18 protein-coding genes are annotated in these 21,843 nt (G+C 65.1%); 5 read left to right on the forward strand and 13 right to left on the reverse strand.

Features of this window, described 5'->3' with window-relative positions:
- Positions 1-56: 56 nt before the first annotated feature.
- A complete protein-coding gene (locus tag BJ6T_RS01960; RefSeq protein ID WP_014490608.1) occupies positions 57-2,267 on the reverse strand; it encodes a primosomal protein N' in 2,211 nt (736 codons plus the stop codon).
- Between the two features lie 123 nt (positions 2,268-2,390).
- Here BJ6T_RS01960 and BJ6T_RS01965 point away from each other — a divergent pair, with 123 nt between their 5' ends.
- Complete coding sequence (locus tag BJ6T_RS01965; protein WP_014490609.1) at positions 2,391-3,356, forward strand: tyrosine recombinase XerC; 966 nt, start codon at positions 2,391-2,393, stop codon at positions 3,354-3,356.
- Between the two features lie 9 nt (positions 3,357-3,365).
- Here BJ6T_RS01965 and BJ6T_RS01970 read toward each other — a convergent pair whose 3' ends face one another.
- Positions 3,366-3,938 (reverse strand): hypothetical protein, encoded by a 573-nt coding sequence (locus BJ6T_RS01970; protein WP_014490610.1) that lies wholly within the window; start codon positions 3,936-3,938, stop codon positions 3,366-3,368.
- Between the two features lie 331 nt (positions 3,939-4,269).
- Between BJ6T_RS01970 and BJ6T_RS01975 the strand changes: the two genes are divergently transcribed.
- The 4 genes from BJ6T_RS01975 to BJ6T_RS01990 all read left to right on the forward strand — a co-directional run bounded on the left by BJ6T_RS01975 (position 4,270) and on the right by BJ6T_RS01990 (position 8,151).
- Positions 4,270-4,500: a hypothetical protein gene (locus BJ6T_RS01975; RefSeq protein WP_039227220.1), complete on the forward strand. Its 231-nt coding sequence runs from the start codon at positions 4,270-4,272 to the stop codon at positions 4,498-4,500.
- A 4-nt stretch (positions 4,501-4,504) separates the two neighbouring features.
- Complete coding sequence (locus tag BJ6T_RS01980) at positions 4,505-5,908, forward strand: class I SAM-dependent methyltransferase (RefSeq protein WP_014490612.1); 1,404 nt, start codon at positions 4,505-4,507, stop codon at positions 5,906-5,908.
- Positions 5,909-5,913: 5 nt separating this feature from the next.
- On the forward strand, positions 5,914-7,452 hold the full coding sequence (locus BJ6T_RS01985) for a sulfatase (protein WP_014490613.1): 1,539 nt from the start codon (positions 5,914-5,916) through the stop codon (positions 7,450-7,452).
- Positions 7,453-7,560: 108 nt separating this feature from the next.
- Positions 7,561-8,151, forward strand: coding sequence for a DUF4337 domain-containing protein (locus BJ6T_RS01990; RefSeq protein WP_014490614.1), 591 nt, complete (start codon positions 7,561-7,563; stop codon positions 8,149-8,151).
- 184 nt (positions 8,152-8,335) lie between these two features.
- Here the strand turns inward: BJ6T_RS01990 and BJ6T_RS01995 are convergent, their stop codons facing one another.
- From BJ6T_RS01995 to thpR, 11 genes are all read right to left on the reverse strand, one after another.
- Positions 8,336-8,866 (reverse strand): hypothetical protein, encoded by a 531-nt coding sequence (locus BJ6T_RS01995; RefSeq protein WP_014490615.1) that lies wholly within the window; start codon positions 8,864-8,866, stop codon positions 8,336-8,338.
- A 33-nt stretch (positions 8,867-8,899) separates the two neighbouring features.
- Complete coding sequence (gene lpdA, locus BJ6T_RS02000; RefSeq protein WP_014490616.1) at positions 8,900-10,300, reverse strand: dihydrolipoyl dehydrogenase; 1,401 nt, start codon at positions 10,298-10,300, stop codon at positions 8,900-8,902.
- Between the two features lie 57 nt (positions 10,301-10,357).
- Complete coding sequence (locus BJ6T_RS02005) at positions 10,358-11,119, reverse strand: SDR family oxidoreductase (protein WP_014490617.1); 762 nt, start codon at positions 11,117-11,119, stop codon at positions 10,358-10,360.
- Between the two features lie 55 nt (positions 11,120-11,174).
- Positions 11,175-12,419 carry a 2-oxoglutarate dehydrogenase complex dihydrolipoyllysine-residue succinyltransferase gene (gene odhB, locus BJ6T_RS02010; protein ID WP_014490618.1) on the reverse strand — a complete coding sequence of 415 codons (1,245 nt, stop codon included), beginning with the start codon at positions 12,417-12,419 and terminating at the stop codon, positions 11,175-11,177.
- Between the two features lie 177 nt (positions 12,420-12,596).
- On the reverse strand, positions 12,597-15,566 hold the full coding sequence (locus BJ6T_RS02015; RefSeq protein WP_014490619.1) for a 2-oxoglutarate dehydrogenase E1 component: 2,970 nt from the start codon (positions 15,564-15,566) through the stop codon (positions 12,597-12,599).
- A gap of 137 nt (positions 15,567-15,703) precedes the next feature.
- Entirely contained in the window at positions 15,704-16,588 is an 885-nt protein-coding gene (gene sucD, locus BJ6T_RS02020) for a succinate--CoA ligase subunit alpha (RefSeq protein ID WP_014490620.1), read from the reverse strand.
- A gap of 33 nt (positions 16,589-16,621) precedes the next feature.
- A complete protein-coding gene (locus BJ6T_RS02025; protein WP_014490621.1) occupies positions 16,622-17,101 on the reverse strand; it encodes a DUF1579 family protein in 480 nt (159 codons plus the stop codon).
- 4 nt (positions 17,102-17,105) lie between these two features.
- Positions 17,106-18,302: an ADP-forming succinate--CoA ligase subunit beta gene (gene sucC / locus BJ6T_RS02030; RefSeq protein WP_014490622.1), complete on the reverse strand. Its 1,197-nt coding sequence runs from the start codon at positions 18,300-18,302 to the stop codon at positions 17,106-17,108.
- A 208-nt stretch (positions 18,303-18,510) separates the two neighbouring features.
- Positions 18,511-19,479, reverse strand: coding sequence for a malate dehydrogenase (mdh, locus tag BJ6T_RS02035; protein WP_014490623.1), 969 nt, complete (start codon positions 19,477-19,479; stop codon positions 18,511-18,513).
- Positions 19,480-19,722: 243 nt separating this feature from the next.
- Entirely contained in the window at positions 19,723-20,907 is a 1,185-nt protein-coding gene (zapE, locus tag BJ6T_RS02040; RefSeq protein ID WP_014490624.1) for a cell division protein ZapE, read from the reverse strand.
- 240 nt (positions 20,908-21,147) lie between these two features.
- Positions 21,148-21,684, reverse strand: coding sequence for an RNA 2',3'-cyclic phosphodiesterase (thpR, locus tag BJ6T_RS02045; protein ID WP_014490625.1), 537 nt, complete (start codon positions 21,682-21,684; stop codon positions 21,148-21,150).
- Positions 21,685-21,843: the final 159 nt, after the last annotated feature.

The following is a 21,843-nucleotide window of genomic DNA, read 5'->3' on the forward strand; positions in this document are numbered from 1 at the left end:
TGGTGGATGAATGGATTCCGGGTTCACGCTTCGCGTGCCCCGGAATGACGGGGGAACTACAAAAAGCTCTGCGGATCGACGTCCACTTCGAGCTTTTGATTGCCCTTCGGCTTCGGACACACCGCCAGCCAGTTGCGCAGATAGTCCGACAGATCGAAACCGCGCGCCGATTTCACCAGGATGCGGAAACGGTAGCGGCCCTTGATCACGGCGAGCGGGGCCTCCGCCGGTCCCAGCACCACGACGCGCTCGTCGCGCGGTGCGAGCGCAACGAGGCGGCGGCCCAAACCTTCGGCGCTCGGACGGTCGCCGGCCGAAATGATCAGGCTCGCGAGCCGTCCGAACGGCGGATAGAGCGTGCGCTCGCGCAGATCGATCTCGCTGTCGTAGAAGGCCTCGCGGTCGCAGGCGATCAGCGCCTTCATCACGGGATGATCGGGCTGGTGGGTCTGGAGATAGCCGACGCCGCGGCCCTGCTCGCGCCCGGCGCGGCCGATCACCTGGTTGAGTAACTGCCAGGTGCGTTCCGACGCGCGCGGATCGCCGTTGGACAGGCCCAGATCCGCATCGACCACGCCGACGAGATTGAGCCGCGGAAAGTTGTGGCCCTTGGCGACGAGCTGCGTGCCGATGATGATGTCGACGCGGCCCTCCGCGATCTCGGCAAGCTCGGAGCGCATCGTCTCGATCGAGGTGATGAGATCGCTCGACAGCACCATGGTGCGCGCCTCGGGGAACAGCGCGGCCGCCTCCTCCTGCAAGCGCTCGACGCCCGGCCCGACCGCGACCAGCGATTCCTCCGCCGCGCAATGCGGGCAGGTCTGCGGCCGCGGCATCGAGAAGCCGCAATGGTGGCAAACCAGCCGCTGGCGGAAGCGGTGATCGACCAGCCAGGCATCGCAGATGGTGCAGGCGAAGCGATGGCCGCAGGCACGGCACAGCGTCAGCGGCGCATAGCCGCGGCGATTGAGGAACAGCAGCGCCTGCTCGCGCTTCTCGATCGCTTTTCTGATCTCGGAAGCGAGCCGCGGCGAGATGAAGCGGCCGCGCGCCGGCGGCTCGCGGCGCATGTCGATGGCCTCGATATGCGGCATGTGCTGGCCGCCGAAGCGCGAGGGCAGCGCGATGCGCTGATAGCGGCTCTTGCGCGCATTGACCTCGGATTCGACCGACGGCGTGGCGGAGGCCAGCACGATCGGGATCTTTGCGACATGCGCGCGGACCACCGCCATGTCGCGGGCGTGATAATGCACGCCCTCGTCCTGCTTGTAGGCCTGGTCGTGCTCTTCATCGACCACGATGAGACCGAGATTGGCGTAAGGCAGAAACAGCGCCGAGCGCGCGCCGACCACGACCGGCGCACTGCCTTCGGAGATCGCGGCCCAATTGCGCGCGCGGGTGCGCGGCGTCAGCTCGGAGTGCCATTCGATCGGACGCACGCCAAAGCGCTGCGCGAAGCGGTCGAGGAACTGGCCGGTCAGCGCGATCTCCGGCATCAGGATCAGCGATTGCTTGCCGCGACGGATCGCTTCCGCGACCGCCTCGAAATAGACCTCGGTCTTGCCCGAACCGGTGACGCCGTCGAGCAGCGCGACGTGGAACGTACCGTTGGCCGCGAGCGCGCGCATCGTATCGACCGCGACGCGCTGGAGCTGTGTGAAATCCGGCCGGCCGAAATCCGGATCAGGGGCCGGCGGCGGCGGAGGCGGCGGCATCGGCTCGATCGTGAGCGTGCCTTCGTCGACGAGGCCGTCGATCACGCCGGCCGAGACCCCTGCTTCCTTCGCCGCTTCGGACTTGCCGTGCAGCAGCCGGTCCGACAGCACCTCGATCACGCGCTGCCGCGCCGGCGTCAGCCGCCGCGGCGGATCGCCGACCAGGCGCACGCCGGCGCGCACCCGCTCCGGGCCGAGATGCTCGCCCATGCGCAGGCACATCCGCAGCACCATGCCGCGCGGGCTCAGCGTGTAATTGGCGACCCAGTCGACGACCGAGCGCAGCTCAGGCTTCAGCGGAGGAAGATCGAGCTTTTCGCTGACCTCCTTGAGCCGGTTGTGCAGGCGCGGATCGGGATTGGCGTTTTCCGCCCAGACCACGGCCAGCACCTCGCGGGGCCCGAGCGGCACGCCGACGAGATCGCCCGCCTTCAGCTCCATCCCGCGCGGCACCTTGTAGGAATAGGTCTGGTCGAGCGCGACCGGCACCAGCACGTCGACCATGCGGGTCGCGTTGGCGGGGGTGGTCGTGCTGCGCGACGAATGATCCATCAATGGTCTTTGGAGGGAGAATCGGAACCTTGGGGCCCTGAAGCTAACGCCCCCGGGCGGCCTTAGCGATCAGTAAACGGGTGTGATGCGATATACTGGGTGGAATCAATACGTCCAGAGCGCATGAGCAAAGCCGCGGCCCCCCCAATCGAGCTCGCCAGCGCCGATCCCTCGATCGCGCAGGAGATGACGCGCTGGCTGTCGCATCTCGGCGCCGAGCGGCGGCTGTCGCCGAAGACGCTGGAGGCCTATGGCCGCGATCTGCGGCAATGCCTGGATTTCCTCAGCAATCATTGGGGCGAGCGCGTGACGCTGTCGCGCTTTGCCGCGCTGGAAGCCACCGACATCCGCGCCTTCATGGCGATGCGCCGCGCCGACGACATCGCCGGCCGCTCGCTGATGCGCGCGCTGGCGGGCCTGCGCTCATTCGGCCGCTTCCTCGAGCGCGAAGGCAAGGGCAAGGTCGGCGCCTTGTCGGCGATCCGCGCGCCCAAGGTGGCCAAGACTTTGCCGAAGCCGCTGCCGATGGCTTCCGCAAAACGTCTCGCCGATGCCGACGAGCGCGCCGGCGAGGAACGCGAGACGTGGGTTCTGGCCCGCGACGCCGCGGTGATGGCGCTCTTGTATGGCTCGGGCCTGCGCATCTCCGAAGCGCTGGGGTTGAAGCGCCGCGAGGTGCCACGGCCCGGCGAGGGCGACGTGCTGATCGTGACCGGCAAAGGCAACAAGACCCGCATGGTGCCGGTGCTGCAGAACGTGCTCGCGCTCGTGCAGGAATACGTTGCGATGTGCCCCTATCCGCTGCCGGCGGAAGGCCCGATCTTCCTCGGCGCGCGCGGCGGTGCGTTGAGCCCGCGCATCATCCAGCTCGCGATGGAGCGGCTGCGCGGCGCGCTCGGCCTGCCCGACAGCGCCACGCCGCATGCGCTACGACACTCCTTCGCCACGCATCTGCTGTCGCGCGGCGGCGACCTGCGCGCGATCCAGGAGCTGTTGGGTCACTCCTCACTCTCGACGACGCAGATCTACACCGGCATCGATTCGGAGCGGCTGCTCGAAGTCTATGCGAGCGCGCATCCGCGGCGTTGAAGCTGCGGTTCAGTTCGAGAGATATTCGATCTCATAGACGTAGTTCGATCCGCGTCCAAGCTCGACGCGGACCCTTGGCCTGAACTTGTCGAGGCGCTCATAGAGCGGCTCCGTGACCTTCACGGATTGGCCCGCGATGCGGACGAGATAGTCCGCCCTGCTGCGGCCAGTTGACCTCCACGCACGATCGACGCGACCTTCGATCACGAGGCGGGAGGTCAGATGATCGAGAAGCAGCATCCGTCCAGCATACCACGCAAGGCCGCTGCCAAGCAGCACGATCAGGATCATCCAGCCGAGCGCCTTCGCCTTGTCGAGAAATGAGCCGTACAGCGGAGGCTGTCGCAGTTGCGAGCCGGCCATGGCCAGGCCCATTACGACGAAAACGACATGGATATCATTGACCGCGATAATTGAGCTCTTGTCGTAGACTGCCCCCAGAACAACGTATGCAGCGGCGGCGACGATGACGATATTGACGGCGAGCGGAAACGCCGCGGTGTTGCGGATCTTCCGCAGCACAAAGGCGGCGATGACGATGAAGGGCCAGAAGCAGGCTGCGATGAATTCCGCGGCGGTCATGAGGCAGGACTAGAGCAGCCCAGACGCGAAACCATTAATGGCAGCGGCTATGACGCTTGCCTCCGCTGCAGTTTGTGTCCTTCGGTCAACCAAAGGTGAACAGGGAGCCGACAATTCAACCGCGTGCACCGGGCGCTGAAAAAATGATGTCTGAGTATGTCCCGCCTGCCTTATTCGCGGAATCCGGCTGTGCAGCGGTGGCGAAATTTGGGCGACGTCCGCCTTGATGGACAAGATTTAAGGTTGCGCGCGCAGGTGGAATGCTACGCTCTGTCACAGACAGCGCGTCCGGCCCGTTATGGCCGGCCGCCATCGTCGTGACGGGGCTTCAATGAAGAAGAAATCTCCTGTGGTCTTCATGACCATGCTGGCGTGTCTGGCCGCGTTGATGCCGACCAGCGCCTACGCCTATCTCGATCCGGGTACGGGCGCATTCGCGGTGCAGAGCCTGATCGCGGCCATTGCCGGCGGCCTGATTGCGGTTCGCGCCTATGGACGGCGGATCCTGGGATTGTTCTGGCGTTCGAAGGCTCCCTCGGAGCGCTGGCCCAAGGACTCCTAGGGCAATGGCCATTCGTGATCCCGGCTCATTCCGCGATCCCAACGGCACCATCTTCTCGTCCGGCGACACGATCCTGCGCTCCGTCAACGGCGAGGCCGCGCGGAATTTCGCGCGGCTGAAATCATCCGGCGCCTATGACGATTTGACCGGGCGTGGATGGATCATCGGGGCGGACGAGGCCGATGCGGCACTGCTGGCGGAGGTGCCGGAGCCGGCGCGGGGCGGACGCGTCCTCGTCCACCCGAGACTGCCGTTCATCTCCTATCCCTATGAATGGCCCTTCGCGCTGCTCAAGCGCGCTGCTCTGTTGCACCTCGACGTGCAGCTGCGCGCACTCGATTTCGGTTTCGCGCTGTCCGATGCGAGCGCCTACAATGTTCAGTTCGCAGGCCACCGTCCGGTCTTCATCGACATCCCCTCCTTCGTCCCGTACCAGGACGGCGACTACTGGACCGGCCACCGCCAGTTCATCGAGCAGTTCGTCAATCCGCTGCTGCTGCGTGCGCTGTTCGGGATTGCGCACAATGCCTGGTATCGCGGCGCGCTCGAGGGCATCGCGAGCAGCGACATCGTTGCGCTGCTCGGCCGGTTCAGGCGCTGGCTCGCGCCTGATATCCTGACCAACATCACACTGCCGGACCTGATGCAGCGACGCGCGCGGCACGCGCCTGATACGGCCGTCCGCCCGGCGAGGCCGCTGCCCAGGGCTGCGCTGGAACTGGTGCTGCAGCGGCTGCATGGCTGGATTTCGAAGCTGACGCCGAAGGCGATCGCGCCGACGGAATGGCAGCGCTACGAGATCGGCAATGTGTCCTATGCCGGCGACGAGGAGCGCAGGAAGCAGGATTTCGTCGCGGACTTCGCCCGCCGCCGTCTGCCCGCCTGCGCCTGGGACATCGGCTGCAACACCGGTCGTTACGCCGAGGCGTTGCTGGCGAACGGGGCGGGATCGGTGGTCGGCTTCGACAGCGACCTCGACGCACTGGAGGCGGCGGCATCGCGCGCGTCCGCCGGAAACCTCAACTTCCTGCCGCTGTTCTCTGACGCGGCAAACCCGAGCCCCGCGCAGGGCTGGGCCGAGGCAGAGCGGTCCGGCCTGACCTCGCGCCGTAATGCCGACGCCGTCATAGCGCTGGCGCTGGTACATCACCTCGCGATCGGCCGCAACGTGCCGCTGCCGTTTGTCGTGGAATGGCTGGTCGGCCTCGCGCCGCGCGGCGTGATCGAATTCGTGCCGAAGCCGGATCCGATGGTCCAGCGCATGCTGCGGCTGCGGCGCGACATCTTCGAGGATTACGACAGTGCGCAATTCGAGCAGGCGCTCGGTCGTCACGCCCGGATCGTGCAGCGGCTCGAACTCGCGGCCGGCGGCCGCACGCTGTACGAATTCGAACGCGTTGCGGGCTAGCGACGATGCGCCCTCAGGACGATCACTGGCTTCTCCTGCGATCGCTGCTCGCGGCTGCGATCCTGTCGACGTTGGCCTTGCTCGATTTCTACGCCGGGAACATCACGGCGCTCGCCGGCCCCTCGCGGGTGCTGCACTATGCCGCCGGCACATTGGCGATCACGGCCATGCTGGCCGCCGGCCTCAAGATCCTGCTGCGGAGGCTGCCGCTCTGGCGCATCCTGCTTGCATCGGGATTGATGATGTTCGTCTTCTTCGCCTACGACATCGATCTGATCCAGCGCGAACTGAAAGCGCATCTCGGCCAACTGGCGCCACTGGCCTGGGTGCTGGTGACATTGGGCAGCCTCATCCTGACACTCGGCACGATCCGCAATCGCGCCGCCGTGTCGATCGCGCTGGTTCTGTCGGCCGCATTTGCGGTGCCGTCGATCGCGCGAATTGCGACATTCGCGATGCGCGGCTCCCCCGCGCACGCCACTGCCTCCGATACGAGCGGGACGCGCGAGCGATTTGCGCTCTCGCCAAACATCTACTGGATCGTGCTCGACGGGTATCCGCGGCAGGACGTGCTCGCCGAGGATTTCAACTTCGACAACGGCGACTTCATCCAGTCGCTGCGCGGGCTCGACTTCGCCGTGCTGGGCAAGAGCCGCTCCAATTTCCCGGCCACCGTCAATTCGATTTCCAGCACGGCCGGCCTCGACTACTCTGTTGAGGGCGAAGGCGAGGCGCTTCGACCGCTGCCGTTGCAGGAGATGCAGGCGCGCGTCAGGGGCAAGAACGGCACCGTGGCTCGCCTGAAGGCGGCAGGCTACACCTATGTGCATTTCGAGAACGGCTACGACTATCTGACCGAATGCGCGCCGGACGAGCCGCGATGCGTGCGCGGCCATCTGGGGCTCGATGAGCTTGACATCGCGATCCTCTCCAACACCCCGATCATCGACCTGATCGTGCAGCACCGCCAGTCGACGCCGTTCGCATGGGGCGGCGTCGACGATCTCAATGCGAAGCTGGGCACCATCCGCGCGATGCCCGCGCCGTTCTTTCTCTATGCCCATGTCCTGGCGCCGCACCCGCCGATCCGTTTCCGGTCGGATTGCAGCTTTCGCCCGGCCGATCCGGATCTCCAGCTCTGGCGCCCGGAAGCGCGGCCGGCCTTCATCGAGCAGCTCACTTGCGTCAACTCACAGACGCTGGCACTTCTCCATGAGATCACGCGAGCCGATCCAGGCGCGCTGATCGTGCTCCAGTCGGATCATGGCACGGCCTTTCGCGGCCAATTCCAGAAGCCGGCGACGGCATGGACGGACGAGGATCTGCACGAACGGTTCGGCGCCCTGAACGCGATGCGATTGCCCGGCCCCTGTCGCGCCATGGCGGCCGATGACCTGACGCTGGTCGATACGTTTCCCCTGGTGCTCTCCTGCCTGTCCGGCGCGGCGTTCGAGCCGCATCATCCACGCTTTTTCGTAACGCCGTATGACAGCAATACGGATTTCGGCCGCGCGATCGAATATCCGTCCGAGCGCGTGAGATAGACCCCGGCCATCGCGACGACGGGATGCCGCGAACGCGGCTTTGAGCTTGGCGCTTGCGTCCGGCAACGCATTCGGTCAATCGTAGCGCGCCGCAGCAGGAGGGGAATCATGAGCGCACATGAAAGCATGGAGCATGCCGAGCACGCCGAGCACGCGTCCGGCTCGAACAAGAAGATCGCCCTTCTGATCGCCGTGCTGGCGCTGTTCCTGGCGATCTCCGAGACGCTCGGCAAGGGCGCCCAGACCGAATCGATCAGCAAGAACGTCGAGGCCGCCAATCTCTGGGCGTTCTTCCAGGCCAAGACCATCCGCCGCACCGTGGTGCTGACCGCATCCGAGCAGGGCAAGCTCACGCTAGCCGGCACCACTGACGAGGCCCTGAAGCCGGTGGTGCAGAAGCAGGTCGAGGACTGGACCAAGACCGCGGCGCGCTACCGCTCCGAGCCCGAGACCGGCGAAGGCACCGAGCAGCTCGCCGAGAAGGCCAAGCACGCCGAGCACGAGCGCGACGAGGCGACCGCGAAATACCATCACTTCGAGCTGGCCTCCGCCGCCTTCCAGATCGGCATCGTGCTGGCCTCGGCCACCATCATCACCGGCATGATCGCGCTCGCCTATGTCGGCGGCGTCCTGACGCTGGCCGGCCTCCTCATGACCGCGCTCGGCCTGTGGTGGCCGCATCTGCTGCATCTGCATTGAGGGGCTGATGCGGGGCGCATAAGGCCAACAACATCGACGGTGTCATGCCCGGCTTGACCGGGGCATCCAGTACGCCGCGGCTTCTCGGTTCTAGCCTTACCGTCTCTGGAATACCGGATTGCCCGCCTTCGCGGGCAATGACACCGAGTATGTTGGCGATGACAGTGTGTATGTCGCGAGCAGATCACCGCGCCTGGTGCACGCTCTTGCGAAAGCGCTGGATCAGGCGGAGCGTACGGGCGGACCAGCCTTCGCCGTTGCCGGCGATCAGCTCGCGGATGCGGTGCTTGATCGGGTCGACCAGCTCGGCGGCCTTGGCGCGCAGCTTCATCACGAGATCGTAGAGCCGCTCGAACCAGTGCATCTCCATCAGCTTGTCGCGCGTCACGTCGAACACGAAGGCCGTGACGCCGACGCCGAGCAGCTTTGCGAACAGAAACGTGGAGACGCCGGTCAGCCAGTATTCATGCGTGAGCAGATACAAGCCGATCAGCTTGAGCGGAAACAGCGGGATGATCGGCACCGCGAACACGATCAGCGTCATGGCCGGCGGCAGCGCATCGACGCGCTCGGTCAGCCATTGCTTGAAACGTGCGAGCGGAATGGCTGCGACAACCCGCGCGACGATCGGCTCGAGATGGTCCCACAGCCAAGCTTCGATCAGGAAGATGATCGCCAGCAGGACCCAGACCGGTTGAAGTAGGCGGCGCAGCATGTGTTTCCCGCCCGATTCGGCTAGGCGCGTCGCCTACATATGGATGGCCCGCTTGCCCACCGCAAGCGCGGCTTCCTTGATGGCCTCCGAGCGGGTCGGATGCGCGTGGCAGGTGCGCGCGAGATCTTCCGCGCTGCCGCCAAACTCCATGAGAACGCAGGCTTCATGGATCATTTCGCCGGCTTCACGGCCGATAATGTGCACGCCGAGCACGCGATCGGTCTTCGCATCTGCGAGAATCTTCACGAAGCCGTCGGTGGTCTGGTTGACCTTGGAGCGGCCGTTGGCGGTAAAGGGAAACTTCCCGACGGTATACGCCTGACCCGCCTGCTTCAGCTCCTCCTCGGTCTTGCCGACGCAGGATACTTCCGGCGTGGTATACACGACGCCTGGGATAACGTCGTAGTTCACGTGGCCGGCCTGCCCTGCGATGATCTCCGCAACCGCAACGCCTTCATCCTCGGCCTTGTGCGCGAGCATCGGGCCTGCGACGACGTCGCCGATGGCATAGACGCCCTTCACGCTGGTCGCGAAATGCGGATCGATCTGCACGCGGCCGCGATTGTCGAGCGCCACGCCGGCTTCCTTCAGGCCGAGCCCATCGGTGTACGGCACGCGGCCGATGCAGACCAGAACGACGTCGGCGTCCAGCGTCTCCGCGGCGCCGCCGGCGGCCGGCTCGATCTTTGCGAGCAGCGCCTTTCCATTGTTCTCGACACCCGCGACCTTCGCGCCGAGCTTGAAAACAAAACCCTGCTTTTCCAGGATGCGCTGGAATTGCTTCGCGATCTCGCCATCCATGCCGGGCAGGATGCGATCCAGAAATTCCACGACGATGACTTCGGCGCCGAGCCGCTTCCACACCGAGCCGAGCTCGAGGCCGATCACGCCGGCGCCGACGATCAGCAGCTTGCCGGGGACCTTGTCCAGCGACAGCGCGCCGGTGGACGAGACAATGCGCTTCTCGTCGATCTCGATACCCTTGAGACGCGCGATGTCGGAGCCGGTCGCGATCACGATGCTCTTGGTCTCGACCACTTGCGACTTGCCATCGGCGGACACTTCGACCTTGCCTGTCCCTAAGATCTTGCCGGTGCCCTTGAGCACGTCGATCTTGTTCTTCTTCATCAGGAATTCGACGCCCTTGACGTTGCCGTCGATGCCCTGCTGCTTGAAGTTCATCATCGCCGGAAGCTCGAGCTTCGGCGCGGAAACGGAAACGCCCATCTTGCCGAAGGAGTGCGCGGCTTCCTCGAACATTTCGGAGGCGTGCAGCAGCGCCTTCGACGGCATGCAGCCGACGTTCAGGCAGGTGCCGCCGAGCGTGGCGTTCTTTTCGACCACGGCGACCTTCATGCCGAGCTGGGCTGCGCGCACCGCGCAGACATAACCGCCCGGTCCGGTGCCGATGACGACGAGATCGTAGGTAGCCATGAGAGAAAGTCCCGTGAGTTTAACGTGATGAGGATGTGTCAGCGTCCGCGCGGCGCGTCAGCGTCCGCCGGACACATCGAGAATGGCCGAGGTGACGTAGGAGGCCTCGTCAGACATCAGCCAGACGATGGCATTGGCGATTTCGTCGGCGGTGCCGACGCGCCTCATCGGCACCATATGAGCCAGACGATGGGCACGGTCGGGCTCGCCGCCGGCAGCGTGGATTTCGGTATCGATCAGGCCCGGGCGGATGCCCGCGACGCGGATGCCTTCGCCTGCGACCTCATAGCCGAGACCGACGGTGAAGGAATCGATCGCGCCCTTGGACGCCGCGTAGTCGACATAGGTATTCGGCGCGCCGAGTCTGGCAGCGACCGATGACAGATTGACGATGACGCCGCCCTGGCCGCCGTGCTTGGTCGACATCCGCTTCACCGCTTCGCGCGCGCAGAGGATCGAGCCGGTGACGTTGACGGCCATCACGCGCCGGATGCGCTCGGCCGACATCTCGTCGACGCGCACGCCGCTCTGGCCTACGATGCCGCCATTGTTGACGAGCGCACCGAGCGTGCCGAACTTGTCGGCTTGCTTGAACAGCTCGATGATGTCGCTTTCCTCGGCGACATCGCATTTTACCGCGATGGCCTTGCCGTCGCTGGCCGCGATCTGGGCGACCACCTCGTCAGCAGCCGTTTTGTTGCTGGCATAGCCAACGACGACCCGGAAGCCGCGCGCGGCCGCCGCAATCGCCGTCGCCCGTCCGATGCCGCGGCTGCCGCCGGTGATGACAACGACCTTATCCGTCACGCGCGCCTCCATGGTTCGACCCGCGCCGTCGCACAACAAGGCGACGGCGCTCGCAGAGCTTCAGGGATCAGAGATCGAGCACCAGGCGCGCCGGATCTTCCAGGCTCTCCTTGACGCGGACCAGGAAGGTGACGGCTTCCTTGCCGTCGATGACGCGGTGATCGTAGGACAGGGCCAGGTACATCATCGGACGGACCTCGATCTTGCCGGCGACGACCATCGGCCGCTCCTGGATCTTGTGCATGCCGAGGATGCCGGACTGCGGGGCGTTCAGGATCGGGGTCGACATCAGCGAGCCGTAGATGCCGCCATTGGTGATGGTGAAGGTGCCGCCCTGCATCTCGTCGATCTTGAGCTGGCCGTCACGGGCGCGGCGACCGAAATCGGCGATGCCCTTCTCGATGTCGGCGATCGACTTGTTGTCGCAGTCGCGCACCACGGGCACGACGAGACCCTTGTCGGTGCCGACGGCGACGCCGATGTGGTAGTAATTCTTGTAGATCAGATCGGTGCCGTCGATCTCGGCGTTGACCGCCGGGATGTCCTTCAGCGCCTGCACGACGGCCTTGGTGAAGAAGCCCATGAAGCCGAGCTTCGAGCCGTGCTTCTTCTCGAACGCATCCTTGTAGTGGGCACGCAGCGCCATCACGTTGGTCATGTCGACCTCGTTAAAGGTCGTCAGCATGGCCGCGGTGTTCTGCACGTCCTTGAGGCGGCGCGCGATGGTCTGGCGCAGGCGGGTCATCTTGACGCGCTCTTCGCGGGCGGCGTCATCGGCCGGCGACGGCGCGCGCACCTGCACGGCGGCGGCGGGCTGGTTGACCGGGGTCGGCGCGGAGGCGGCACGCTCGATCGCGGCGAGCATGTCGCCCTTGGTGACGCGGCCATCCTTGCCGGAGCCCGGGACGGTGGAGGCATCGATGCCGGTCTCGGCCGAGAGCTTGCGGACGGACGGGGCGAGCGGCGCATCGGCCGGCGGCGCCTTCGCGGCCGGAGCCGGCGCAGGAGCAGCAGCCACGGCGGCCGGAGCGGCGGCGGCGGGCTTCGCGGGAGCAGCGGCGGGCTTCGCAGCACCGGCACCGTCAGTGATCTGGCCGAGCAGCGCACCGACCGCAACGGTTGCGCCATCGGCCGCGACGATCTCGCTCAGCGTGCCGGCGGAGGGCGCCGGGACCTCGATGGTGACCTTGTCGGTCTCGAGCTCCACCAAGGGCTCGTCGACGGCGACGGGATCGCCGGCCTTCTTGAACCAGCGGCCGATGGTGGCCTCGGTGACGGATTCGCCGAGCGTCGGCACACGAATTTCAGTCATGGTCTTTTCCTTAAGGGATCGCCGGTGCGGTCAAAAATTCGGTCGTCATCGGCCTGCGAAAGGCAAGCCATCCAGCAAGCCGGACGTTCGTACTCTGCACGGACGTCGCGGCGTACTGGATGCCCCGCTCCAGTGCGCAATTGCGCACGAGGCGGGGCATGACGCAGTTCAGAAAGATCAGCTCAGTGCTTCGTCCAGGAACGCTTTCAACTGCGCCTGATGCTTGGACATCAGACCAGTGGCGGTCGCGGCGGAAGCGGCGCGGCCGACATAACGCGGACGCCGGCTCGCACCGTGCACCTGGTTCAGCACCCATTCCAGATAGGGCTCGATGAAGTGCCAGGCACCCATGTTGCGGGGCTCTTCCTGGCACCACACCACTTCAGCCTTCTTGAAGCGCGACAGCTCGGCCACCAGCGCCTTCAGCGGCACCGGATAAAGCTGCTCGACGCGCATCAGGTAGATGTCGTCGATGCCGCGCTTCTCGCGCTCCTCGTAGAGGTCGTAATAGACCTTGCCGGAGCAGAGCACGATGCGGCGGACCTTCTCGTCGGGGACGAGCTTGATCGCCTCGTTCGGCAGCATCTGGGCGTCATCATAGAGGATGCGGTGGAAGGTCGTTCCCTTCGCGAGCTCCTCCAGACGCGACACCGCCCGCTTGTGACGCAGCAGCGACTTCGGCGTCATCAGGATCAGCGGCTTGCGGATCTCGCGATGAAGCTGGCGGCGCAGCACGTGGAAGTAGTTCGCCGGCGTGGTCGGGTAGACCACCTGCATGTTGTCTTCGGCGCACATCTGCAGATAACGCTCCAGACGCGCCGAGGAGTGCTCCGGTCCCTGGCCCTCATAGCCGTGCGGCAAGAGGCAGACGAGGCCGGACATGCGCAGCCATTTGCGCTCGCCCGAGGAGATGAACTGGTCGAACACGACCTGCGCACCGTTGGCGAAGTCGCCGAACTGGGCTTCCCACAGCGTCAGCGTGTTCGGCTCGGCGAGCGAGTAGCCATATTCGAAGCCGAGCACGGCTTCTTCCGACAGCAGCGAGTTGATGACCTCGTAATGGCCCTGCTCGTGGCCGAGATGGTTGAACGGCGTGTAGCGGCTCTCGTCTTCCTGGTCGATCAGGACCGAATGGCGCTGCGAGAACGTGCCGCGCTCGGAATCCTGGCCCGACAGGCGGACATGGTGGTTCTCGTTGAGCAGCGTGCAGAACGCCAATGCCTCGCCGGTCGCCCAATCGATGCCGACGCCGGTGTCGATCGCCTTGGCGCGATTGTCGAGGAAGCGCTGGATGGTGCGGTGGACGCGGAAGCCATCCGGCACCTTGGTGATCTTGCGGCCGATTTCCTTCAGCGCGGCGGTGTCGACGCCGGTGACGCCGCGGCGCGCATCCTCTTCCTGGTCGGCGATCTTGAAGCCGGACCACTTGCCGTCGAGCCAGTCGGCCTTGTTCGGCTTGTAGGAGGTGCCGGCCTCGAACTCGGCGTCGAGCCGCGCGCGCCAGTCAGCCTTGGCCTTGTCGACCTCGCCCTCGGTCATCACGCCTTCGCTGATCAGGCGGCGGGCGTAGAGCTCGAGCGTCGACGGATGGGCCGCGATCCTCTTGTACATCACCGGCTGGGTGAAGGCCGGCTCGTCGCCCTCGTTATGGCCATGCCTGCGGTAGCAGAACATGTCGATGACGACGGGCTTGTGGAACTTCTGGCGGAATTCGGTCGCGACCTTGGCCGCGAAAACCACCGCTTCCGGGTCGTCGCCGTTCACGTGGAAGATCGGCGCGTCGATCATCTTCGCCACGTCCGACGGATAGGGCGAGGAGCGCGAGTAGCGCGGATAGGTGGTGAAGCCGATCTGGTTGTTGACGATGAAGTGGACGGAGCCGCCGGTGCGGTAGCCCTTCAGGTCGGACAGGCCGAAGCATTCCGCGACCACGCCCTGGCCGGCGAACGCAGCGTCGCCATGCATCAAGAGCGGCATCACCGAGATGCGCTGGTCCGGCGGATCGCCGTGCTGGTCCTGCTTGGCGCGGACCTTGCCGAGCACCACGGGATCGACGATCTCGAGATGCGAGGGGTTGGCGGTCAGCGACAGATGGATGCGGTTGCCGTCGAACTCGCGGTCCGAGGAGGCGCCGAGGTGATATTTGACGTCGCCGGAGCCTTCGACCGCATCGGGGTTGGCCGAGCCGCCCTTGAATTCATGGAACAGGGCGCGGTGCGCCTTGCCCATCACCTGGGTCAGCACGTTGAGGCGGCCGCGATGCGGCATGCCGAGCACGACTTCCTTCACGCCGAGATTGCCGCCGCGCTTGATGATCTGCTCGAGCGCGGGAATCAGCGATTCACCGCCGTCGAGGCCGAAGCGCTTGGTGCCGGTGAACTTGGTGTCGCAGAACTTCTCGAAGCCTTCGGCTTCGACCAGCTTCATCAGGATCGCGCGCCGGCCTTCGCGGGTGAACGAGATTTCCTTGTCCGGGCCCTCGATGCGCTCCTGGATCCACGCCTTCTGCGCAGCGTTGCTGATGTGCATGAACTCGACGCCGAGCGTCTGGCAGTAAGTACGCTCGCAGATCGCGGTGATCTCGCGCAGCGTGGCGTATTCGAGACCCAGCACGTGATCGAGGAAGATCTTGCGGTCGAAATCGGCTTCGCTGAAGCCGTAGGTGCGCGGGTCGAGCTCTTCGCGGTTGCGCGGGGCTTCGATGCCGAGCGGATCGAGCTTGGCGTGGAAGTGGCCGCGCATGCGGTAGGAGCGGATCAGCATCAGCGCGCGGACGGAGTCGCGCGTGGCTTGGAGCACGTCGGCGGACGAGAAATCGGCGCCCTTGTTGCCCGCCTGGGCCTGCGCCTTGGCGGCGATCTTGGCACCGACCGCCTTCTCGACCTGGGCCCAGTTGCCGTCGAGAGCGGAGGTGAGGTCGTCCTGGGGGGTCAGCGGCCAGTTGGCGCGCTCCCAGGACGGGCCTTCGGCGTTCTTGCTGATATCGCCGGGCTGGTCGTTGAGGCTCTTGAAGAACTCCTGCCACTCGGCGTCGACCGAGGACGGGTCCTTCTCGTAGCGGGCGTAGATTTCGTCGATGTAGGTGGCGTTGGTGCCCTGCAAAAAGGAAGAGAGGGCAAAGGCTGCGTTCGCGTCTTGGCGAGACATGCTTGAGTTCCTGGCGATTTCGGTTCGCGCATAACAAACGGCGCTGGCGCTGAGCTCCCCGGCAGAGGCCCAGCGCGACAGGCACCATTTATCCTATTTGCTACGAAACTTCGCCCGGAAAAGTACGAAGAAGTGAATTAGCCTTTCAACTTTTCGGCAAGCGTGTGACCAAGGCGGGCGGGAGACGGAGACACTGTAATCCCAGCCGATTTCATCGCATCGGTCTTGGAACCGGCGTCGCCCTTGCCGCCGGAGATGATCGCACCGGCATGGCCCATGCGGCGGCCGGGAGGCGCGGTGACGCCGGCAATGAAACCGACCATCGGCTTCTTGCGGCCGCGCTTGGCCTCGTCCTTGAGGAACTGGGCGGCGTCCTCCTCGGCGGAACCGCCGATCTCGCCGATCATGATGATCGATTCGGTCTTGGGGTCGGCGAGCAGCATTTCCAGCACGTCGATGAACTCGGTGCCCTTGACCGGGTCGCCGCCGATGCCGACCGCGGTGGTCTGGCCGAGGCCTTCCTGCGAGGTCTGGAACACGGCTTCATAGGTCAGCGTGCCGGAGCGGGAGACGATGCCGACGCTGCCGGTCTTGAAGATGTTGGCGGGCATGATGCCGATCTTGCACTCGCCGGCGGTCATGACGCCCGGGCAGTTCGGCCCGATCAGGCGCGACTTGGAACCGGCCAGCGAGCGCTTCACGCGCACCATGTCGACGACAGGAATGCCCTCGGTGATGCAGACGATCAGCGGGATCTCCGCGTCGATGGCTTCGCAGATCGCATCGGCCGCGCCCGGCGGCGGCACGTAGATCACCGACGCATCGGCGCCGGTCTTCTCGCGCGCCTCGCGCACCGTGTCGAACACCGGCAGGCCCAGATGCGTGGCGCCGCCTTTGCCCGGCGAGGTGCCGCCGACCATCTTGGTGCCGTAGGCAAGCGCGGCCTCCGAGTGGAAGGTGCCGTTCTTGCCGGTAAAGCCCTGGCAGATGACCTTGGTGTTCTTGTCGATCAGGATGGACATGAGGTCTGCTTTCGCGAACTAACGAGTGAGAGGTCAGTGGATGCGGCGGTAGATGCCGGTGAGCACGTCGGCCCAGCCTTCCGCGTCCGGCGAGAACTGGATCTTCAACGAGTAGGAATTGTCGTCGATGATTTCGTAGACGTGGCGCGCATTGCCGCGGAGCGAGCCGCGCACCAGCGTCAGGGTCTTGCCGACCCAGCCGCCGGAGGCGGGCGAGGGCGGCGTGTAGCCGAGCGAGTCGTACCAGAACAATTTGTAGGTCCGGTCCTCGCGGTCGTAGGTGAAGAGGCCATGGGTGGCAAAAGCCTGCTTGCCGTCGCGCATCTGGACACAGTCCTGGATCAGGTAGAAGCCGTTCAGATCCATGCGCGCGACGACGTGCGAGGTCGCCGGCCCGCCGGCGACCCAGCGCGACGGGAAGACCACCTCTTCGCCATTCCATTCGCCGGCGAACGCGGCGAGGCGCGTGTGCTCTGCAAGCGGAGATGATGCGGCGAGATGGTCCTGGGTCATGGCCTCAGCCTCCCTTGACGGCCTTCACGATCTTCTGCGCGGCGTCGTCGAGATTGTCGGCCGGCACCACGTTCAGGCCGGATTCGCGGATGATCTTCTTGCCGAGCTCGACATTGGTGCCTTCGAGGCGGACCACCAGCGGCACGCTGAGGCCGACCTCGCGCACGGCGGCCGTGACGCCTTCGGCGATCACGTCGCACTTCATGATGCCACCGAAGATGTTGACCAGGATGCCCTTCACGTTGGGATCGGCGGTGATGATCTTGAACGCGGCCGCGACCTTCTCCTTGCTGGCGCTGCCGCCGACGTCGAGGAAGTTCGCCGGCGACATGCCGTAGAGCTTGATGATGTCCATCGTCGCCATCGCGAGACCGGCGCCGTTGACCATGCAGCCGATATTGCCGTCGAGGGTGACGTAGTTGAGGTCGTATTTCGACGCCTCGATTTCCTTGGCGTCTTCCTCGGTCTCGTCGCGCAGCGCGAGCACCTCGGGGTGACGGAACAGCGCGTTGTCGTCGAACGACACCTTGGCGTCGAGCACGCGGAGCTGGCCCTGCTTGGTCACGACCAGCGGGTTGATCTCCAGCATCGACATGTCCTTGGCGACGAAGGCGGTGTAGAGCTGCGCGGTGAGCTTCTCGGCCTGCTTGGCGAGATCGCCGGAGAGTTTCAGCGCGTTGGCGACGGTGCGGCCGTGATGGCCCATGATGCCGGTCGCGGGATCGACCGAGAAGGTGACGATCTTCTCGGGGGTGTTGTGCGCGACGTCCTCGATGTTGACGCCGCCTTCGGTCGACACCACGAACGACACGCGCGAGGTCTCGCGGTCGACCAGGATCGAGAGGTAGAACTCCTTGTCGATGTCCGAGCCGTCCTCGATGTAGAGGCGGTTGACCTGCTTGCCGGCGGGGCCGGTCTGCACGGTCACGAGCGTGGCGCCAAGCATCTGCTTGGCGAATTCGGCGACCTCGGCGGCCGATTTGGCGATGCGGACGCCGCCCTTGTCGCCGGCCGAGGCTTCCTTGAACTTGCCCTTGCCGCGGCCACCGGCGTGGATCTGGCTCTTCACCACCCAGACCGGACCCGGGAGGGCCTTGGCGGCGGCTTCCGCGTCCGCGGGCTTCAGGACGGGGACGCCCTTCGAGATCGCGACGCCGAACTCGTTCAGCAGCGCTTTGGCTTGATATTCATGGATATTCATATGGTCGCTCCCTGAACCCGCGGGCGGTGACCTCTAGGGCCCACCTCAGTCTTGTGGCTGGCATACCATATACCACAGGAACTGCAACCCGGATTCTTTGACTTCGAGATCTCTGGACTATCGAGCCGGAACCCGCCCCGGCAGTGGGCCCCGGAAGTGAAACCGCCGAAGACCGGTTTTCGATCTTCGGCGGGGTATCATTGGCGCCTTAGCGGCCGAGAAGATCGGGTGCGATCTTCTTGCAGGCATCGACCAGGCCCTGTACGGCGCCGACCGACTTGTCGAAGGCCTCTCGGTCCTTGCCGGCGAGCTCGATCTCGACGACGCGCTCGACGCCCTTGGCGCCGATCACGACGGGCACGCCGACATACATGTCCTTCACGCCGTATTCGCCGTTCAGATAGGCGGCCGAGGGCAGCACACGCTTCTTGTCACGCAGATAGCTCTCGGCCATCGCGATCGCGGAAGCGGCGGGCGCGTAGAAGGCCGAGCCGGTCTTGAGCAGATTGACGATCTCGGCGCCGCCGTTGCGGGTGCGGTCGACGATCTCGTCGAGGCGCGCCTGCGAGGTCCAGCCCATCTTGACGAGGTCGGGCAGTGGAATGCCGGCGACGGTGGAGTACTTCACCAGCGGCACCATGGTGTCGCCGTGACCGCCGAGCACGAAGGCGGTGACGTCCTCGACCGAGACGTTGAACTCGTCGGCCAGGAAGTAGCGGAAGCGCGCCGAATCCAGCACGCCGGCCATGCCGACGACCTTCTTGTGCGGCAGGCCCGAAGCCTTCTGCAGCGCCCACACCATCGCGTCGAGCGGGTTGGTGATGCAGATGACGAAGGCGTCGGGGGCGTATTTCTTGATGCCGGCGCCGACCTGCTCCATGACCTTGAGGTTGATGGAGAGGAGATCGTCGCGGCTCATGCCGGGCTTGCGCGGCACGCCGGCGGTGACGATGCAGACTTTTGCGTTGTCGAGGGCTTCGTACGAATTGGCACCGGTGTAGTGCGCGTCGAAACCGTCGACCGGCGAGGACTGGGCGATGTCGAGCGCCTTGCCCTGCGGCACGCCCTCGGCGATGTCGAACATCACCACGTCGCCCAGTTCTTTCAGGCCGATGAGATGAGCCAACGTTCCGCCGATCTGACCGGAGCCAATCAAAGCAATCTTGTCGCGCGCCATGTGAACCTGTCCTTTAGACACGTTAAGGAGGGGAAAACTGAGACGGGTGGTTATCCCTTTCGCTCCCCCCGTTCAAGTCGGTGGATGCCCAATTGTCGGGCTTGGCGAATATTGAAGCGCATCCCTGTCATTCCGGGGCGCGGCGAAAGTCGCGAGCCCGGAATCCATAACCACCAGCGGGAGTATGGATTCCGGCCTCGTCGCTTCGCGACGCCCCGGAATGACAGCGCTGGCAAATAGGACTTAAGTCTCCACCAGGCCCTTGGTGGAGCCGCTGGCGGTGGAATCCTTGCGGCCGTGAGGCAGGGCCAGATAGGATTCCGAGCTCATCTCGATCAGGCGCGATGCCGTCCGCTTGAACTCCATGGCCTCGTTGCCCTCGTGGGCGAGGTAGAGCGAGATCGGGTTGGCATCGGCCGAGGCCATCAGCTTCACGGCATTGTCATAGAGCGTATCGATCAGCGTGATGAAACGCTTGGCGGCGTTGCGCTGGGAAAAATCCATGACTGGAATATGGTCGACCAGGATGGTGTGATAGTCGTGCGCAAGGCGGAGGTAGTCGGACGCGCCGAGCGGTTTTTCGCAGAGATCCGCAAATCCGAACCGCGCCACGCCATGGGCCGAGCACGGCACGTGCAGGATGCGGCCCTTGAACGAAATATCGCGCGACTTGCATTTGGCGCCGCCGGTCATCTTCGACCAGGCGCGGTCGAGGGCTGCGTCCGCGTCGCCGTCGGCCGGCGTCAGCCACATCGGCACGCCCTGAAGCTTTTCCAGGCGGAAATCCGTGCGCGCATCGAGCCGCAGCACGTCCATGTGGTCGGTGATCTGCTTGATGAAGGGCAGGAACAGCGAACGGTTCAGGCCGCCCTTGTAGAGATCGTCGGGCGCGACGTTGGAGGTCGCGACCACCACGGTGCCGAGCTCGAACAGCTTTGCGAACAGGCGGCCGAGGATCATCGCGTCCGCGATGTCGGTGACGTGGAATTCGTCGAAGCAGAGCAGCCAGCTTTCCTCGAAGATCGCGTTCGCGGTCAGCGCGATGACGTCGCCATCCGCGATCTCGCCGCGCGAGATGCCCTGGCGATAATCGTAGATGCGCTCATGCGCTTCCGCCATGAACTCGTGGAAATGCGCGCGGCGCTTGTGCTCGACGGTGCTGTGCTGGAAGAACAGGTCCATCAGCATGGTCTTGCCGCGGCCGACTTCGCCATGGACGTAGAGCCCGCGCGGCGCCTCGTCCTTGTCCCCGCTGAACAAGCGACTGAGCAGGCCCTGCTTGCGCTGCGGCTTGTAATTCGCGAGCCGCTGGTCGAGCGCCGCATAGGCCTCGGCGATTTCGGCCTGCGCAGCATCGGGCTCGATCGCGCCGGACGCGATCTGGTCCTGGTATGCCTCGCGGAATGAGGAACTGGGGGTGGAGAGCATGGCTCTTTACCGCCAGAGATGCGCGGAAATTGCAAGCCGTGAATTGGTGGGCGGGGTATGCGTTCCGCGTCCCGGACGCGCTGCGGCACCGAAAGCGCGATCACGCGCGTCTTCAACGCGCTATGGTGACGCTGCGCAGAGCCGGGACCCACTGTTTCGTACATCGATCGTGGAGCGATGGGCCCCGGCTCAGCAGCGCACCGCTAGGCGCTGCGCCGCGTCCGGGGCGCGAGAGCTAGCTCACTCACACAGCTCGTAGGCGTCCTCGACCACATAGGGGCCGCCGCCGGTCGATGCGCGTGACGAGAACAAGACAAAACGTTCGGCCATGAACGCCTTGCTCGGGAAGTAACCGCGCAGCGAGAGATAGTCGGCGACGTCGCGGTCGGACGCGTCGTGCAGCCGGGCCAGCGTGACATGCGGGGTGAACTTGCGGCCTTCGGGATCGAGGCCGATCCGCTGCATCATGCGTTCGAGCTCGGCCTGCAATTCCATCAGCGGCTTGCTCGGCGCGATGGTCGCGACCACCGCGCGCGGCTTGCGGCCGCCGAAGCTCGTGAGCCCCTGCACCTTCACCTCGAAGGGCTTGCGATCAACGCGAAACAGCATCGACGCGATCTCGTTGGCGGACATGCCGTCGATATCGCCGATGAAGCGCAGGGTAACATGATAATTTTCGGGATCGATCCAGCGGGCGCCGGGAAGGCCGCCCCGCAAATTGGAAAGCGTCTGGCCGATCTCGGCCGGAATTTCCAGACCTGTGAACAAACGCGGCATCGTTTCGCACTCCCGATGCTTGGGCATGATCCCTGGGAAGGATCATATCCAAATTGTAGAGCCGGCGACGAATCACCGGTACCCTGATTCCTATCGCAGTTGTGTGACTCTGCGAAGCATCGCGCGCCTCACCCCGGTAAAACCCTGGGAATTACGGTT

The sequence above is a fragment of the Bradyrhizobium japonicum USDA 6 genome, from assembly GCF_000284375.1.
In the GTDB taxonomy this organism is placed as follows: Bacteria; Pseudomonadota; Alphaproteobacteria; order Rhizobiales; family Xanthobacteraceae; genus Bradyrhizobium; species Bradyrhizobium japonicum.